The organism is Candidatus Brocadia sapporoensis, from assembly GCF_001753675.2.
Classification (GTDB): Bacteria; Planctomycetota; Brocadiia; order Brocadiales; family Brocadiaceae; genus Brocadia; species Brocadia sapporoensis.
Genome location: NZ_MJUW02000063.1, coordinates 1 through 16,827, shown reverse-complemented (window position 1 = coordinate 16,827; position 16,827 = coordinate 1). Strand labels below are relative to the sequence as shown.

Annotated in this window: 13 protein-coding genes and 1 pseudogene; 7 read left to right on the top strand and 7 right to left on the bottom strand. The window is 42.6% G+C overall.

Annotation, left to right across the window (positions count from 1 at the left end; translation table 11 throughout):
• Positions 1-719 precede the first annotated feature (719 nt).
• From BIY37_RS05395 to BIY37_RS05380, 4 genes are all read left to right on the top strand, one after another.
• Complete coding sequence (locus BIY37_RS05395) at positions 720-2,864, top strand: M1 family metallopeptidase (RefSeq protein WP_070066814.1); 2,145 nt, start codon at positions 720-722, stop codon at positions 2,862-2,864.
• 252 nt (positions 2,865-3,116) lie between these two features.
• Complete coding sequence (locus tag BIY37_RS05390; RefSeq protein ID WP_070066813.1) at positions 3,117-3,854, top strand: cupredoxin domain-containing protein; 738 nt, start codon at positions 3,117-3,119, stop codon at positions 3,852-3,854.
• Between the two features lie 78 nt (positions 3,855-3,932).
• Entirely contained in the window at positions 3,933-4,715 is a 783-nt protein-coding gene (locus tag BIY37_RS05385) for a c-type cytochrome (RefSeq protein WP_070066812.1), read from the top strand.
• A gap of 30 nt (positions 4,716-4,745) precedes the next feature.
• Positions 4,746-6,356 carry a multiheme c-type cytochrome gene (locus tag BIY37_RS05380; RefSeq protein ID WP_070066811.1) on the top strand — a complete coding sequence of 537 codons (1,611 nt, stop codon included), beginning with the start codon at positions 4,746-4,748 and terminating at the stop codon, positions 6,354-6,356.
• Between the two features lie 186 nt (positions 6,357-6,542).
• Here BIY37_RS05380 and hemC read toward each other — a convergent pair whose 3' ends face one another.
• Positions 6,543-7,499 carry a hydroxymethylbilane synthase gene (hemC, locus tag BIY37_RS05375; protein WP_070066810.1) on the bottom strand — a complete coding sequence of 319 codons (957 nt, stop codon included), beginning with the start codon at positions 7,497-7,499 and terminating at the stop codon, positions 6,543-6,545.
• A 1,333-nt stretch (positions 7,500-8,832) separates the two neighbouring features.
• On the opposite strand from hemC, the gene BIY37_RS05370 reads away from it, so the two are divergent.
• From BIY37_RS05370 to otsB, 3 genes are all read left to right on the top strand, one after another.
• Positions 8,833-9,192, top strand: a complete 360-nt coding sequence (locus BIY37_RS05370; protein ID WP_070066809.1) for a VOC family protein — start codon at positions 8,833-8,835, stop codon at positions 9,190-9,192.
• A gap of 361 nt (positions 9,193-9,553) precedes the next feature.
• Positions 9,554-11,026 carry an alpha,alpha-trehalose-phosphate synthase (UDP-forming) gene (locus BIY37_RS05360; RefSeq protein ID WP_080324870.1) on the top strand — a complete coding sequence of 491 codons (1,473 nt, stop codon included), beginning with the start codon at positions 9,554-9,556 and terminating at the stop codon, positions 11,024-11,026.
• Positions 11,023-11,868 (top strand): trehalose-phosphatase, encoded by an 846-nt coding sequence (gene otsB / locus BIY37_RS05355; protein WP_070066807.1) that lies wholly within the window; start codon positions 11,023-11,025, stop codon positions 11,866-11,868. The genes BIY37_RS05360 and otsB overlap by 4 nt, the downstream gene beginning before the upstream one ends.
• A 995-nt stretch (positions 11,869-12,863) precedes the next feature.
• Here otsB and BIY37_RS05345 read toward each other — a convergent pair.
• The 6 genes and pseudogenes from BIY37_RS05345 to BIY37_RS14300 form a co-directional block, all read right to left on the bottom strand.
• Positions 12,864-13,568 (bottom strand): hypothetical protein, encoded by a 705-nt coding sequence (locus BIY37_RS05345; RefSeq protein WP_070066805.1) that lies wholly within the window; start codon positions 13,566-13,568, stop codon positions 12,864-12,866.
• A 273-nt stretch (positions 13,569-13,841) separates the two neighbouring features.
• Positions 13,842-14,108: an IS66 family transposase gene (locus BIY37_RS14310; protein WP_420886183.1), complete on the bottom strand. Its 267-nt coding sequence runs from the start codon at positions 14,106-14,108 to the stop codon at positions 13,842-13,844.
• Entirely contained in the window at positions 14,086-14,472 is a 387-nt protein-coding gene (locus BIY37_RS14305) for an IS66 family transposase (protein WP_420886182.1), read from the bottom strand. The genes BIY37_RS14310 and BIY37_RS14305 overlap by 23 nt, the downstream gene beginning before the upstream one ends.
• Before the next feature lie 55 nt (positions 14,473-14,527).
• Positions 14,528-15,427 (bottom strand): annotated as a pseudogene (locus BIY37_RS13875) (IS1380 family transposase); the annotation flags it as partial.
• A 315-nt stretch (positions 15,428-15,742) separates the two neighbouring features.
• Positions 15,743-15,961, bottom strand: a complete 219-nt coding sequence (locus BIY37_RS05320; RefSeq protein WP_070066802.1) for a DUF2283 domain-containing protein — start codon at positions 15,959-15,961, stop codon at positions 15,743-15,745.
• Entirely contained in the window at positions 15,958-16,200 is a 243-nt protein-coding gene (locus BIY37_RS14300; RefSeq protein ID WP_070066801.1) for a hypothetical protein, read from the bottom strand. Before BIY37_RS14300 ends, BIY37_RS05320 begins: the two co-directional genes overlap by 4 nt.
• Between the last annotated feature and the right edge of the window lie 627 nt (positions 16,201-16,827).

Genomic DNA, 16,827 nt, shown 5'->3' with positions numbered 1-16,827 from the left:
TTTCTCGTTTTTCTTGATACCTGTATTACGCAATTTCCTAACCGGACAATGCTGAGTAAAAATCACAAATGATTAACCCTGCCAGGGTTGACCAGCGGGTTTCCATTTTTGGTTTAGCCTCTTCCTATTCATTCGAATCGTGAAAATTTTAAACGGGGGTTGTTGGTGCAAGGGGGGGACGATGAAACAATTTCAAAAGAGAGAATTTTTTCGTTGTTGCTTACCATGACGCTTTGTATTAATCTGATTAAATGATGAGGAATTTCAATCTTTTGAGTCCCCTCTAGAAAGAGCGGAGCTATGAAGTCGCTGCCAAAGGCAGCTTGAGTAGTGTCTGAATGAAAACTACCAAAAATGTCATTTCGAATGGAGTGAGAAATCTTTTGAGGATTGAAATCATAGGGTTTGAAGATTTATCCCTTCGGACGAAATGACAAAAGTATGTGTTTTCGTTCAGGTACGTAATTAATACGTTTACGGTAATTTTTTTAATCTGGGCAAACGGTATCTGAAACAACATTGTCCGGTTAGAAATTTGTATATACAGTTTTTGTCGTTCCCGGACGTCCTTGTCGGGTATCAAGTGAATCTTGAATTTCCTGGATTTTCGCTAAAACCGTGCGGGAATGACATCTCGGGAGCAATGAAACAAGAGATGCTAATTTTTAACAGGGCAAACTTCATCTGGTTAATTTTGTGTGTTTTTAAAGGAATAATTTATGAAAATGACAGGTTCGGTTATGTACGGAATATCTTTTTTGTGTATTTTAGCAATTGCAAATCTATCCGATGTATGCGCTGAAGAGACTCGAGAGAATCGTATTCTAAGCCATAGTCTGGAGATCGAACTCTTTTTGAAGGAGCACAAGCTTAAGGCTGTTGATCACATGAGAGTATCAGGCAAGAATGAAGAAAGGTTTTCGTGTCTGATAAACAAATCATTCCAGGTAGCTTCTGTCAGCATCTTTGGTAAAAAGGTCGATTTTCAGATGCTGAGCGGCAGATCAGATGGCGCTTTACAAAATAGTGCTTTCGGCCATGTCGGGTTGATGGAAATTCTGATTCCACCAGATTTAAGGAAATCAAATGAGATAGTTTTTGACATTGAATATGAAGGGTATATTTTTGAAAAACCTGCATCATTAGAATTGGAGGATGTTGGTAAGACAGCGGGGACTATTAGTGAAGAGGGGGTTTATTTGAGCCCTGCATGTGCATGGTATCCGGATGTTACCGGCTCTCTTGCAGCTTTTCAGGTGACGATTGTTACGCCAGCGGGATACGAAGCAGTAACGCACGGTGCACTGGTGAGCAGGAAAGTGATTGGGGATAAGATCTATGCTGCATGGGAAGAAAGGAATGCATTGGATGAATGTTATCTTGTGGCCGGGAAATATAAGGTAGCTCAGCTCAAGCATCACGATATCGATGTTTATGCCTTCTTTTTTCCGGAAGATCAGGGCTTGGCTGATACTTATCTGAATGCAGCGGCGCGCTATCTGGATATGTATCAAAATCTCCTGGGGCGCTATCCGTATAAAAAATTTGCCGTTGTGGAAAATTTTTTCCAGACGGGATACGGAATGCCTTCATTTACCTTGCTGGGAAATAGTGTAGTTAAATTGCCTTTCATCGTGGATACGTCATTGGGCCACGAGATTTTACATAATTGGTGGGGTAATTCGGTCTATGTGGATGAATCTCAGGGGAACTGGTGTGAAGGATTGACTACCTATATGGCGGATTATTATTATAAGGAACTCAAAGATAGCATTTCAGCCGAGGAGTACCGTAAAGACATTTGCAGGAAATACACGAATTATGTGACGGACAAGAACGATTTTCCCTTAAAAGATTTTAGAGGCAGAAGCGACCAGGCCACCAGAGCTATTGGATATGGGAAGACGGCAATGGTATTCCATATGCTCCGGCGGATGGTTGGGGACGAGGTGTTTTACACATCACTCAGAAGGTTTTATAAAGAAAAAATTTGGGAAAAGGCAGGTTGGGAAGATATCCGGCGTGTATTTGAAGATACTGGCAAAATGGACTTGTCCTGGTTTTTTGAGCAATGGATCAACCGGGATGGCGCTCCCTTTCTGATGTTGGGTAAAACGGAGGTAAAAAAAGACAAAAACGGCTGGACAACCACGATGGAGATCATTCAAAGAGACAACGTATATCGTGTCTCTGTGCCTGTTCAGATGGAGCTTGAGGGAGGAAATTATCATACGATTGTGGAATTAAAGGAACCTTCACAGTCCGTTTGCATTCAGACTCAAACTGAACCGCGTTCGCTTAAGATAGACCCTCACTATGAGGTATTCAGGCGACTCTCTTTGGAAGAGATTCCTCCAACCATAGATTCTGTATTGGGTGACCATAAAAAGATTATTGTATATCCGACAGGCGGTGAACGTTCTTCACAAGAGGCTTATAAGAATCTTGCAGAGTTCCTGTCTGCGAATAGGGGCGCTGTGAAGCCGGATATCGAGATTACAGAAGCAGAAATAGGTCAAAAAAGCCTATTCATACTGGGTGGGCTGACAGAAAATAAACTTACAAAAAGACTTATGGAAAATTTACCAGGAGATTTTTCACTTGATGAAGGGTCGTTTGTAATTAATAAGGTAAGATACCAGGAGAAAGGTGACGCCCTGCTCGTAAGTTTCAGAAATGTTAAGAACAGGACAAAAGGTTTTATCCTGTTCGCTGCCCTCAGCGCAGATGCAATTAAGAGTGTCGGATTTAAGATCCCACATTATGGAAAGTACAGTTACCTTGCTTTTACCGACGGGAAGAACGTTGACAAAGGGATATTTGCCATGACGGACGGGCCGCTTCACCGATCTCTGAGCAGATAAGTGCTTCCACTCAGAAAGGGGCTTTCATGTTTTGGTAAATAACATTATATTATGAAAACATCATTTCATCCGTGAAATTTTGCGGAGGATGTACTTCAAAAAAATGCATGAGGTTATAAACATTCAAGTATAGCTGAAACTTATAACTTAGAAGATATTTTGGCATTTTAATATTTTTATTGTAGGTAGGAACAGTTTTTGACATCTGTCATGAATCATTATTATTTCTATAATTAACCTCTATGGAATTTTATGAAACAGATACTCTTCCTAATTATCCTTTTTGAATTTTTCTGTTGTAATTTCATATATTCAAAGGATATATTAACAGAAAAAAATTACACTGAGATAGAAGTACGTGACGGTGGCACTGTCATTGGCAATGTTAAATACATGGGTGTGCCGGCTGCTGTGGGAAAAAATCTTTATCGTGATTGGGAATTATCAGATGCCTCAAAAACCGCTTCTGAAAAACTTATCTTCAGCAAGATAAATAATGGTTTAAAAAATGCTGTTGTTTCTCTTAAGGATATTACCCAAGGGAAAAAAAAGATAATACCTGCAATCCGTCCAATAATAGATCAGCAAAATGATTGTTTCATTCCTCATGCAATTGCAATCGTATCAGGAACTACTGTAGACATCTTAAATGGCGATGAGCAGATGCATAACGTTCATACCAGGTCAACAAGGAATCAACCATTTAATCTGGGCACTACCTACAAACAGAGAATTTCGAAAAGATTCGATTATCCGGAGATTATCAAGGTAACGTGCGATCTTCATAAACATGCATATGCATGGATTGTCGTTATTGAGCACCCGTATTTTGATATGACAGACAGAAACGGATATTTTGAAATTTGTGATATCCCGCCAGGAACGCATAAATTCCAGGTATGGCATGAAGAGTTAGGAAATATAGAAAAGGAGGTAACGATCCATCCCAAAGAAATTACGACGATAGATTTTATTTATTCTCAGCATTAGAAATGAAATAATAGTTGTATTAGTTGGCGTAAATTATTTGAGTTTATAAAGTGACAATCGGAAAGGAGGATAGGCGATATGAAACCTAAGGTCTTATTAGATAAGGTTGGCTTTTGGCGTGCTACGGCGGTAACAGGCGCAGCTCTGATGTTGAGTATAGCGCCAATGACCGTAAGCGCAGTTAATATACCAACAGAGGTTACAGATTTAGGTAAGGATACCTATAAGAAATATTGTAGCCCCTGTCATGGCGAGGAGGGTAAGGGAGACGGACCTCTTGCGAGATCGATGCTTCCTAAACCACGTGATTTTACGAGAGGTGCGTATAAATTCAGAACGACTCCGAGTGGTTCACTTCCTACGGATGAGGATATATACCGTACGGTTTCTTATGGGGTGCCAAATTCTACGATGATCCCATGGGATATCTTGACGGAAGAACAGCGGGCATCGGTAATTCCTGTCCTGAAGAGTTTTTCTGAGGCATTTGAAGTCAGGAAACCTGATGCACCAGTTACAGTAGGTTTGCCTCTTAGACCTACTGAAAGGGCGATAGAAGAGGGAAAGAAAATTTACGAGGAAAAACTGGAGTGCTGGAAGTGTCATGGTGTTGAAGGCCGTGGGGACGGTCCCAGTGCAGCCGAGCAGGAAGACGACTTTGGATTCCCGATAAAACCTTTTGATTTTACTACGGGAAAGTTTAAAGGGGGAAATTCTGCTCAGGATGTTTATCTGAGATTTACCACAGGATTGAACGGTACTCCCATGCCTTCATTTGCTAAGGAACTTACCGATGAACAAAGATGGTGTTTGACGTATTATGTAATGTCGCTTGTTAAACCGGAAGGAACGAAAAAATAAATGGCATCTAATACCTAGGAGGTGAATGAAATGAAAAAATTTGGAATAGGGTTGTGTTTGTCTGCGATGCTGTTTACTTCTGTGGCGTGGGCAGCCGAACAACCACTCAAGAAGGAAACGCCACCAGACCTGTATGAGGGAACGCCCGATTGGTACAGGGCAACGTATAAAGATAACGTTGGGTTAAGAGAGGGTTCAGGTCCTTTTAAGGATTATTTTAAGCCACAGATGCTGGATATGTACTGGCAGCCGAACCGGCACTATGAACCTATGAAAAACCTTGATCATTCTATTTTTATTGAAAAGGAAAGAAGGGATTTATGCGTAACATGCCATGAAGAAGCAACCCCCGGCGTTGTAAGCGACTGGAGAAGTTCTGGTCACAAGAATCCCAAGAGCAGCCCCTATCTGTCTGCACGGACGGCAGAAATTGAGAAGCGCACCAACAGGATTTTAAATGAAGTTCATTGCTTCGATTGCCATGCCGACACAAAGACAAAGCAGATCCGGATGCCTACCGGTGAGGTGTGCGGTGAATGCCACAGGCCGCAGTTCGATGATTTCTTACGTGAGAGGGAAGTGGGGCGCCCTAATCACATCCAGTCGTGGGAAGCAAATACGATTGTGCCTTGGTATGCGGAGGCCGCGCGAAGAGGGTATTTATATGGGCAGCATGGCTGTGATTTGTGCCATTCTGGTGCAGAAAAATGCGATGTATGTCATACACGGCATAAGTTCAGCGCTGCCGAAGGCAGACAACCTGAGGCGTGTATTACCTGTCATATGGGTCCAGATCATCCCGATGCTGAATCCTATGGCGAATCAAAGCATGGTGTCATCTATCATAAGGAAGAAGAACACTTTGATTTCACCAGGCCATTATCTGAAGTTAGACCAGGAAAGGATTATCGTACCCCGACATGTCAGTTCTGCCATATGTATGAAAAACATGGACGTTTTATTCATAATCCGGTGATGAAGGGTATCTGGCGTATGGGTACCGTGCCTCCTAAGAACCTGGAATATACTTCTTCTCTGAAGGATTATCCTTACGGAATTAAGATTATTGCAGATAAAATTGATATCTATTCGGAAGAAAATGTTGCCAAGAGGTCGTATTGGCTGGAAGTTTGCGCCAAATGCCATAGCGATCGTTTTGCCGATACCTATTTGAAATCACTGGATGAGTTCATGTTCCAGGCGCACACCCTTGCAGACAAGGCACAGAAAATTGTTGAAGACTTGATCGCAGATGGTTATCTCTATCCTAGTGCTGCAGACAGGGATCCCTATCCTTTAAGCGACGGGATTGAAAAACAACTGAGTCCGGCGTTCCTCGGAGAGCCCATTTATAATGCCTTCAAGACCTTGAAAGGCAAGTTTCCGGTGGTTGGACCAATTCTGGGTGTGTATGGCATGTTCTTGCAACAACAGGATAACCCATCCAATATAGAAAACATGTACAACCGGTTGTGGTTCTGGTACAAACTCCAGGGTTATAAAGGCACCGCACACGTCCAGCAGGATGTATCCTGGTGGTGGGGTCAGGCACCTATGATGATGGAGTTTACGAAGATCCAGTCAGAGGCAGCCAGGTTGCGCCGTGAAGGACGCATAGAGAAAGCAAGTTTGACAAAATAGTGATAGCAGAATATTTGTAAAGAGATAATGCAGTTTCATTAAAAAAAGCCCATGATGAAGAACATCATGGGCTTTTTTGTTTTAGTGTTTCGAAAGGGGGGAGAAGCATTTGTTCCGATTGTATAAATACGTCTTGCCGATACTCTCAAGAACAAAGGCTTTTCTTCCTTTTACAAAGGAGAATTTTTACATATGGTCAATGCGTGTCTGGAATTTTTGCCGGATCTCATGGAGGATCCTCTTACCGCCGTTTTCCAGCATTCTTTCCGCAAGGTCCTCTCCGAGTTTTGCTGCCTGATGAGATGGGCCGTTGTTTCTGTCCTGTATGGCATGGTCGCCGTCCATCGTACAAATGATCGCTTCAAGAAATACCTTGTTCTCTTGTATCTGTGCGTATGCCCCAATAGGAACCTGGCACCCGCCTTGTAGTTTCGCCAGAAGAGCCCGTTCCGCTTCTATTGCAATTCTGGTTTGCAGGTCATCAAGGGATGAAACGATTTTATTGATCCGTGCGTCATCCTTGCGAATTTCGATACAAAGGGAGCCTTGCCCTACGGCAGGAAGCATAATATCAAACGGTATGATCTGGCTGATGGGTCCGGTATAACCCATTCTCCGCAATCCTGCATGAGCAACGACAATAGCATCCAGGTCATCGGTTTCAAGTTTTTTTAAACGTGTATCCAAATTTCCCCGAAGATCCAATATTTTAAAATCAGGACGAAAGGCGAGCAGTTGCGCCCTTCTTCGAAGGCTGCTTGTGCCAATACGCGCAGCATCAGGCAGCTTATCTAAATTGGCATTGTTGTTACTAATCAGGACATCATGGGGGTCTTCACGCTTGGGTGTTGCGCCGATCATTAATCCTTCATGCAGCTCTGTTGGCACGTCTTTGGCGCTGTGAACAGCAAGATCAATCTTTCCCTTTATCAACGCCGTCTCCAGTTCCTTGGTAAACAAACCGACCCCCCCTAATCGTGATAAAGGGGTATCGGTAATTTTGTCGCCTTTAGTAGATATTTTTTCAATATGAAATTCAAACCCGGGATTTAATTTCTTAAGCTCTGATATAACCCAGTTTGTCTGGATTAATGCGAGTTTACTTCCCCTGGAACCAACAACAATCTGTTTTTCCTTTGTCAATGCAGACCTTCTCCATTTTTAATGAAATCTTACGAATTACTCCAGATGAAAAATACAATTAAGGTTCTTGATAATATCATAATATGCTATGGGTGTCAAACTACTTTGTCAGTCATCAGTGTCGTATTGAAGTTACCATATTTCCTTTGTATTTTGCGTGCTTTTGCATTTTAGAACTTCAGCAAAACACTTCTGTTGCTGACGGATGTTACCGACTTTGATGTTACCATGAGTACGGTGAATCCATCACGTGAAATTTCAAAATGCGAATGGAGGAGGCTAACGGATTTCATAGACTTTCTCCCGTTTGCGGTATGTTATTGCATAGTTTGTAATTTTGTCGACAAAGGGCATCACCAACAAGCCGGGCGGATTTATGCAGCGTCTTGTGTTCCGGAAGTTACTGTGGCTGACAGTCATGTCCTCATGACCCATGTGCATCTGTACCAGGTAAGTGCCTGCCAATCGATCACACCAAATAGGTTGAACCCACGGCTGCTGTTGATTTCGTACCCCTTTATCGATTAGCGCACCCGGTGCAAGTCAGGTGTTACCATGAATTAGTGTAGCACATGGCCGCCGACGCCTCGTAGCGTATGTACGTTTTCGTGAATGAGCATAGGCGTTGTATTCAGCACGGCCCCAAAAACGACAACCGCCAGCGCTGAAGGTCTAAGCACCGCAATTACAGTAAATCCGATCTTCATGGAGAGTGAGATTTCAGAAGGATGAAACCGCGCACCAGGGATGACAGAGAAGACCTTGTCCGCATGATGCATGTGGTGCATCCGCCAAAAGGCAGGGAGGGCATGGAATTTCACGCAGCCTTCTCTATCTATTTTACCTAAAGACCTACAATTTAATTGCATCATTCATAAAACCGCATTATGATAAGCAGATTGTTATTTGCCGGTTTCATTTTCATTTGGTTATAGTATCGCTGTGTAAAATCTTTCTTTATTTGCAAGTTTTTTTACACCACCCTTCACCCCGCTTAACTTCGTCGTGATGGTTCTACAGGTTCACCATGCATGGCACAATATCCTGAGCCTGCCGAAGGATCAGTCGAACGATAGGGGGTGATTGCGGCTTTGCTGTGTTGTGGATATAACGGCTAAATGCAAGATGAACGTAGGCCGCTCTTTAATCTTGCGTTCAACCTTCTAACTCCTGTAATACTTCTTATAATGATGATGTTCGTATTTCTGATGCCTATGATGCTTTTGTGTGAAAGCCAGATAGCAGTGTTTCCGTATCGTCTGCGGTTTAACATGAGCAAATGCGACATTTTGTACCAGTTATGACATACTCTAAAACAATTTATCGGTGAAAAATGAAAGAGGAAATACGTGTTGTTAACACCATAATATATTGTTGCCGCTGGCAAGAAACGGTGTCTTTTTATCGGAATACATTAGGCCTCCCGGTAACGTTTGAAAACGATTGGTTTGTAGAATTTAAAGTAACTGCTCATGCACGGATAAGTATAGCTAATGAACAACGTGCAACAATCAAGAGTTCTTTGGGACGGGGTTTGACTCTGGCCTTTCAAGTGAATAAGGCAGATGAGATGTGGCATAACCTGATAGCAAATGGGATTGAAGTGGGCAAAATCAAAGACCATCCATGGGGGGGACGAGCATTTTTCATGTTTGATCCGGAAGGAAATCGCCTTGAGGTATGGTCGGTTTGAGCCCGAAGAATATCGTGCGGGATCCATAACCATTTCCGAAAGTGCAGAGAAATTATTTACGGATAACGATATCGCTAAACTGCATTGCCTTCCCCGTAAAAACTGTAAAAGACGTTTCATGACGTTCTCATACACGGGAAAAGATGTGCCAATTGAATGTCTTTCAAATCTGATTTGAATTCTTTTTGGTATTTGCGTTAACCGGGCGTTTTCAAATATTTCCTTAATGTTATCAATCAGTAATTTCAAGACATCTCATTTACCTTTAAAATGCCGATAAACAAATCCTCCTGTAATGTTTATAGTATCTGCTGTTTCTATACGTCGATAAAACGGCAATTCATTAAGAGGCGAGAATAATATGACCTATACAAAAGATTCACTAAAAGAACTGATTGCGAATAAGCTGAAAAACTATAAGCTTGTAGTTGTTTCAAATCGCGAACCTTACGTACACAATTATGCGGGTGAGGAGATTAGATACATTATCCCGGCCAGTGGTATGGTTACGGCACTTGACCCTATTATCCGGGCTGAAGGCGGAACATGGGTTGCATACGGCAGTGGTGACGCGGATAAGGAGGTAGTAGACAGCAAAGATCATATTGTAGTTCCTCCTGATAATCCACAGTATACATTGCGGAGGGTCTGGCTTACCCATGAGGAGGAGGAAAGGTATTATTACGGTTTTTCTAACGAGGCATTGTGGCCTCTCTGTCATATTGTATATGTAAAACCAAAATTTAATGAGGCGGATTGGCTCGTTTATAAATCTGTAAATCAGAAATTTGCCGATGTTGTACTGGAGGAGATTGGGAACGAAAAGGCGCTAATATTTATTCAGGATTATCATTTTGCCTTACTTCCCAAGATGCTAAAGGAACGCAGGCCTGATCTGCTTGTAGCACAGTATTGGCACATTCCATGGCCAAACCGGGAGGCATTCCGCATATGTCCCTGGGGACAGGAGATCCTGGAAGGTCTCCTGGGAAATGATCTCCTGGGGTTCCATGTCCAGTATCATTGCAATAACTTCCTCGACACTATTGATAGAAACTTGGAATCAAAGGTAGATTATAATAAATTTACGGTGACAAAAGGAGGCAAAGTCACTCACGTCCGCCCGTTTCCTATCAGTATCGATTTTGATGAGTTTAGTATACAATCGCAAAGTTTAGAAGTTGAAAATGAAATGGCTCGCATTAAGAAGGAACTGGGTTTAAAGAATCAGATTGTAGGCGTGGGTTTAGATCGTGTCGATTACACCAAAGGTATTCCGGAAAGATTCAAGGCTGTTGACCGGTTTCTTGAAAGATATCCTGAATACAAAGGGCGATTTACCTTTATACAGGCAGGAACAATAAGTCGTATACAAATCGACGACTACCGCAACTATAACGATACCATATATGATCTCATGGTAGAAATAAATCATAAATACCACAGTGGCAGATGGACGCCCATCCGGTTACTGAAATCACACTTCAACCGGGTAAGTGTACAAGCCTTGTACCGTTTATCGGATATTTGTATCGTGAGCTCATTGCACGATGGTATGAATCTGGTCGCCAAGGAGTTTATTGCCACTCGTTTCGACGAGTCTGGCGTATTGCTCCTCAGCCGGTTTACCGGAGCAGCCGAAGAACTCACGGGCAGTATTCAAATCAATCCTTATGCCACTGACACTTTTGCTGATGCGATAAAGACCGCCATTGAATTGCCCCCCGATGAAAAGAAAAAAAGAATGCAGCGGATGAGGGGACATATACAAGAACATAACGTCTACAATTGGGGGCAAAGTATTGTGAATGAGCTCATTAAATTACATCAATGAAATACGCATTCAGCCATCTTCAGACTATTGACGAACTGGTCCTGGCACATAAAAAAATAATCCTTTTGACCGATTTTGACGGTACTTTAACGTCTATTCGGGAACACCCGGATCTTGCTATTCTTTCAGAAGAGATACGTCAAATTCTTTTAAAATTTTCTCAGAATAAAACATTCTTTCTTGGAATTGTAACGGGACGCTCTCTCCGGCAGATAAAAAAATTGATAAATATACCAAATATACTCTATGCTGCCAATCACGGGATAGAATTGGAAGGACCAGGTATACGGTTTTGCAGTCCTGAGGCCAAAAAGGCACGATACAACCTCTGGCATGTTTATATGCAGCTTTTTAAATCCTTGAGACATATTGAAGGGATATATTTGGAAGATAAAGGATACGCCGTTAGTTTGCACTACCGTATGGTCAAAAAGACAAGTGACATGGACCTGATAGCAAAGACCTTTGACAGCATTACAAAACCTTATATAGAGAGAAATGCCTTATCCCTGAGTCCGGGAAAAATGGTATATGAGATACGTCCGCCGGTAACGTGGAATAAGGCTGTTACTATTCAATGGTTACTAACAAATTATTTTCCTTTAAATTTTGGAACCGATGCTCTTCTTGTGTATCTTGGAGATGACAAAGCAGATATAGAAGTATTTCATTCTTTGAAAGGTAAAGAACTAACAATCTTTGTTGGTAATCCATCGGAAACAACCACTGCAGACTATTTTGTTTACTCGCCTGATGAGGTGAAGACCTTCTTCGAACATCTTTATAATCTAAAATATAAAAACGCCCACGGGCAGCCTGGAGAAAACGCCAAATCTATTTAATGTCTGATTGAAAACATCCATTTTTTGAAAAGCATCAGGGCAATTTTACGCTTGTTAAAATATTTTCGTAACCGTTTAGCTTTTTGAAAGGAATATCCCATGCATTTCATGTGTACGGTAAGAGACGAAACATATGCCGCATTGTGACACACCCCGGCCCCTTTTTCCAGCTTACGGTTGGACAAAAATTTCGGCTGAACAAAATGGCCCTAATTGGGAGACCATCATTTAAAATAGCGAATTTTACCCGTGTTGTCCGGTTAGAAATTTACGCGTCTTGTTTTATTGCTCTCGAGATGTCATTCCCGTGTGTTTTTAGCGGGAATCCAGAAAGTTCGGGATTCACGGGATACCCGATAAAAGCGTTCGGGTATGACAAAACCGTACCTGCGAATTTCTAACCGAACAACACCGAATTTTACGGGTTTTTTCACTACTTTTTTAAAATTTGCAACAATTTAGTACATTGAACGATAGCCCCGTAGGGGTAAAATATTTATAGAAAAATGCGATATACAAAATCTTAGCTCCGTCGGAGCGACATCTGAAACACAGAAACAACATGCCGCTCCGACGGAGTTGTCTATAACCATATCGCTCCTAACGGAGCTTTTCACGATGGTTTTTCAAAATACTAAACAGTTACCAAAATTTAGATTTAATAGGCTCAACACTTTGGTAAAAACAAGTGATTCACAATAAAAAATTCAACAGAGTAAATGTCGCAAGTCTACGAACAACAAGATATTTATGGTTTCATTATCTTGTCCAGCAGTAAGGTGGAGAGATGGGATTTTGGAGTGTGTTTGATACGAGCAAATGCCTTATCTTTTAGGAAGAGTGAAGGGTCACCCATTCCCGACCTTAGCCTTGATTTCTTCAATCATGGCTTTCATTTGTGCGGCAAACTGCTTGACACTTATACGCAATCTCTATGCATAATGTAAAAGTAGCGGCTTGCGCAGCTTTTCATGCAGACCCGTTCGTCTGCAAGGTTAGGTGCCATTGTGCCTCCAGACGCGACGAGACCAGTTCTTCTCTATGAACTCCATGGCACTTAAAATTTGCGTGCTATCCGTCGGGCGAAACGCAAGAAGAAACAGAACGTTTGGCGACCGTAGTGGAATGACCAATGAGCCCGACAACCGGGAGGCCATTTCTTCTACACGGGCAGAAATATACTCATTCCGTTTCATTCTCGGAAAGTGCTGAAATACGAGGAGGGACTTCGCTCGCTTCCAGCTTTCCGTCAATTCCTCCCAGTAGATGTACTTCGACGAATCTTTCCGTCCAACGGCTTTCGATGGGACTTCAATTCCATTGTCTGGATCAAAGAACAGAAGATCCGATCCATCCAGGACGGCAAACATGTCCTTCCGCCAGGCTATGCGTTCAGCCAGAGAATCAGTGACCAGCGCTCCAAAAAAGCGTGCATGGGGAATGTGTATCGGTCCTTCTATATGGCGGATGTGTTTTCCATCGCGGGCACCAAGAGTCTTCGATAGGTGGTTGAATAAGCGTGAGTCGTGCCCAGCCCACTCATTGGGACGGGAGAGGTATTTGATCTTGCGGCCGTCAGAACGCTTATCATCAGGGGTTAGCATCCAGCAAACACCAATCCGAAGGCCGGCCTTTGCAAAACACCGCAATAGCCCATACTTCACATAATCGTTTATATCTCCGAAATATTGATTCTTCATACGTGCAATAGGTTAATTGTATCTAACATCCGGCGTGTGTCTCCGAGCACCCGCCGCAGGCGCGAGGTAGTGCACCACGCTATGGTTATGTCATGTGCGGTTCCCTCAGCTCTTCCATACGTGAGTATTGCTGGACGGGATTGCCTCCGAAACCGGGCACTTGAAAATGCGCTGAAGCTTGTCCTCGGTGCGAACACTAAAGTGGACGGGTTTGTCAAGACCATTTATTGTTAATTTTTAGGTAACTATTCAGCGTATTTTTATCCACTACCGTTACGAGCGGGCAAAATCAGGCAATTCGCCGCGGAATACCATCTGTAATGCCTGGCTCAAATTTACCCCTTGTTTACGGCAGACCGAGAGATAACAACGAATGCGGCAGAAAATCATTGCCCCGTCCAGAGAACGAAAACAACCCGATATCTTCTGCTGAACCTTCGTCATCCTGATATCGTTTTCAGCCAGATTATTCGTGAAGGGGACGTTTTTGTTGTCCATAAACCTCAGCACATCACCCTCATACTCCCGTAATCGTTCCAAGAGATTCCGCGCCTTTGTCCTTCTCACCGCCCCCTTTTCCCCTTCCGGTTCGTTTCATCAGGGGAGGACTTTCAGCTTCTGCGTTTTCCAGAATTGTTCGGTATCTTTTCCGGTATTTCTCAGACTCGCTGCTTTCCAACAGACCTCCTGCATCCTTTACCGCACGGTTTATCTCTTCAAGCAACGCTTTCATCTCATTCGCCCACTGCTGCTTTTTATCCTCTTCCCACACCCCCTCCAATTCCCTCAGATGGTGCGCATTACACAGCGCATGCGTACACTGGGTATAGGTGTAATACGCCTTCAAGTGATCATGGACAAAGAATCCCCCGAAATTGAGGCAGTATATCCCTATATGGTTCATCGCCTCGGTCCCACGCCTTTCGTGAGGAAAGAAGTACGTCCACAAACTATCCGACGCACTGTGCTTGTGAGAATTCTGTTGAACAAAGCCCTATCCGTCTTAATTTGTTGAGTAACACATAAGCCACTGACGAGAACCACAGCCTCAGTTGATTGGCACGCATCGTCTCTGTGCTTGTCCGGTCGGCAAATAAATGTAACTGCTGTTCCTTGACCCTGTTTTCCATCTCCCCCCGTGCACAATACTCTTGCTCATAAAGACTCCTGGCATCTTTCTCCTCCGATTTTAGTGATGTCACTACAAACCGCTGATTTGGCCCCTTCTCTAAATATTCCGCCTTACCAACTACCCGACGACCCAGAGACCAACTCTTCAGCGTTTTATAGAAAAATCTTTATACACCCTAGATGCTCTTCCTGTCTGCTCATAGTGTTTTCCTGTCTCTTCCATTTCACCTTGTATCTCTTCTTGTAATCGGGAATTCCTTGCGAGTCCAGAAAGATAGTCTGCCTTGTTGGCTTCGCACCAACTCATGATCTCTTCCCTCGTAAACCCCGAATCTCCACGCACAACAATTTTCACCTCAGGCCACTGGCTCCGAATATGATTGACGATCCGCCCTATCTCCTCTTTTGCCCCTTCGCCTGCATCTGCCCCTGACGTCCTCAATTTCGCACATAACAAAGAGTCATCACAAAATATGTACAGGGGTAAGTAACAATACTCCCCATAATATCCATGAAAAAAAACGACCCTCCTGATTCCCGTGCATCGGATCATCCGTTGCATCCAAATCCAAAACAATTCGCTCCGGCTTCTCCTTGTGTGACCTCAAAAATGCATCAATAAAAAATCGCTCTATCTTCTCCCCCTGATAAACAATCTTCTTATAACGACTCTCTTTTCCTGCATCTTCAGTCGTTAACTCCAGACGGTTCAATGTGCTCTTGCCTGCCTTACCGCTTTCTACTTCCAAGGCATAATAGCCACGCGAAATCCGTTTCAGGAGACCCTTTTGACACAAGTTTGATAGGTAACTGCCACTTCATGTTAATAGGCCGGCCTCCCTCCATAGATCGTTTCCGCGAGTTGATTGTCTCGAAGAGTGTAGTACTTTCCTTTTTCCAACGCAGAGTAGATCTCGCTGGTCGTTGCCTTCCCCTTCTTAGAATTGATGATCTTCAATATCGCGGCCTCAAGATTCAAGTTACCCCCTGGCACAACGATAAAATTCAGTGGCGTGCGGTGGCACGTCCACTGGAATGTCTTGTTATGCCATAATCTTTTTGATTTCGGATGGCAATCTATTAATAATAAGCTCCTTCAATTTTACTTTACTGCTGGCATTGTCTATATCAATGCCTACTAATTTCCCCTCATCGTCGTAATCAAGCACTATACCTTCTGAAATTTCTGTGCTTTCAACACTTGTTTTTTCTGAAAGGTCAATATAAAGAGAATCGGTTTCGGGATAGTATGCTAATTTCATGGCTTAAAACTCCTGTCCGGAAATGCATTATGAATAGTTCGTTTATCCTCAAGGGTAATGACTCGTAATATCTTTCCTCCAATTTCTGATATTGAACCCCAAAACCTGAACCGATTATGTTCTTGAGGTTCAACTTTAATCGGATTTTCAATAACTTGAATACACCATCCTTTCCTGAGATATGGACGCTTCCTAATTACCTCGTTTTCAAAATATTCAGTGAATTTATATTTGCCCATTTACCAATATATTTTCATCTACTTTTTTTATGGTATAACATGAATTAGCCGTACTAATAGCCGTCTTATTTTACGGCTGTTAGTACATATAATACGTATACAGTGAACTTATTATACGGCTATTTTGGCATATAATAAGGTTCAAGAATATCTTACCGACAAAGTACCTTAAAGTACCAAACTATTGCAATAAAATTATTTTTTTATAACGAAAAGGAACTCTTATGCCAAAACCAAAACTATTGGATCAGGTGCGTGATGCAATTCGGGTAAATAATGTGAGGGGTCAGGGGCCACCAGGTTTTCCGAGAATGCAACTTCCTGATTTTCTTCATGAAACCAGAAAAAATGGGTCAATGCGGTTGCGAAACAGAAGTTCAAGGATATAATAAAACTTAGTGAAATCTACGCATCAAAACGACACCAAGCAGTTAAAACTTTTCATTGAGTCACCCATTGTACCGGACAAACCAATCGTATCCCTTTTTTCCTTACCAGAAGATACCCAACCGAGGAGAATAAATCACATGGCGAAATTTAAACCGTTTCATGAATTTCAGAAACCCCTGATAGGATTTACTCCCGAAGCGTTTTTAGATTACGTCGAAACGGTAATACCCAAAGACC

Bases quoted from the DNA above. Each gene is read 5' to 3' on its own strand.
- BIY37_RS05395 (WP_070066814.1), top strand. From the start codon at position 720: ATGAAAATGACAGGTTCGGTTATGTACGGAATATCTTTTTTGTGTATT.
- BIY37_RS05390 (WP_070066813.1), top strand. From the start codon at position 3,117: ATGAAACAGATACTCTTCCTAATTATCCTTTTTGAATTTTTCTGTTGT.
- BIY37_RS05385 (WP_070066812.1), top strand. From the start codon at position 3,933: ATGAAACCTAAGGTCTTATTAGATAAGGTTGGCTTTTGGCGTGCTACG.
- BIY37_RS05380 (WP_070066811.1), top strand. From the start codon at position 4,746: ATGAAAAAATTTGGAATAGGGTTGTGTTTGTCTGCGATGCTGTTTACT.
- BIY37_RS05370 (WP_070066809.1), top strand. From the start codon at position 8,833: ATGAAAGAGGAAATACGTGTTGTTAACACCATAATATATTGTTGCCGC.
- BIY37_RS05360 (WP_080324870.1), top strand. From the start codon at position 9,554: ATGACCTATACAAAAGATTCACTAAAAGAACTGATTGCGAATAAGCTG.
- otsB (WP_070066807.1), top strand. From the start codon at position 11,023: ATGAAATACGCATTCAGCCATCTTCAGACTATTGACGAACTGGTCCTG.
- BIY37_RS05345 (WP_070066805.1), bottom strand. From the start codon at position 13,568: ATGAAGAATCAATATTTCGGAGATATAAACGATTATGTGAAGTATGGG.
- BIY37_RS14305 (WP_420886182.1), bottom strand. From the start codon at position 14,472: ATGAACCATATAGGGATATACTGCCTCAATTTCGGGGGATTCTTTGTC.
- BIY37_RS05320 (WP_070066802.1), bottom strand. From the start codon at position 15,961: ATGAAATTAGCATACTATCCCGAAACCGATTCTCTTTATATTGACCTT.
- BIY37_RS14300 (WP_070066801.1), bottom strand. From the start codon at position 16,200: ATGGGCAAATATAAATTCACTGAATATTTTGAAAACGAGGTAATTAGG.